2 tRNA genes and 1 rRNA gene are annotated in these 466 nt (G+C 51.5%); all 3 read right to left on the bottom strand.

What is annotated here, in order from left to right:
* Positions 1-136: 136 nt before the first annotated feature.
* Positions 137-209: transfer RNA gene (locus EVJ21_RS15240), tRNA-Ala, on the bottom strand.
* A 23-nt stretch (positions 210-232) separates the two neighbouring features.
* Positions 233-309, bottom strand: a tRNA-Ile gene (locus EVJ21_RS15235).
* 75 nt (positions 310-384) lie between these two features.
* A 16S ribosomal RNA gene (locus EVJ21_RS15230) occupies positions 385-466 on the bottom strand; the annotation flags it as partial.

The raw sequence follows: 466 nt of genomic DNA, 5'->3' as shown, positions 1-466 counted from the left end.
GCTCCTAGTGCCAAGGCATCCACCGTACGCCCTTTCTACCTTGATCTAGCGTTTCTAAGACACACGGTCCGAACGGACCATGCATATTTTTCTTGGTTTGATGTCTTGATGAATCTTCAGTTTTCAAGGAACAAAGTGGAGCCTAGCGGGATCGAACCGCTGACCTCCTGCGTGCAAGGCAGGCGCTCTCCCAGCTGAGCTAAGGCCCCATATAAGGGAATTCTCAAAAAAATGGTGGGCCTAAGTGGACTCGAACCACCGACCTCACGCTTATCAGGCGTGCGCTCTAACCAGCTGAGCTATAGGCCCTCATAATTTGATTTGTCGAGAGATTTGGTCTCTCAAAACTGAACGATGGGCATGCCACATGGGCATTTTCCTTAGAAAGGAGGTGATCCAGCCGCACCTTCCGATACGGCTACCTTGTTACGACTTCACCCCAATCATCTGTCCCACCTTCGGCGGC

Source organism: Exiguobacterium sp. SH0S2, from assembly GCF_004337185.1.
Lineage (GTDB): Bacteria > Bacillota > Bacilli > Exiguobacteriales > Exiguobacteriaceae > Exiguobacterium > Exiguobacterium aurantiacum_A.
This window is presented reverse-complemented; position numbering and strand designations above follow the sequence as displayed.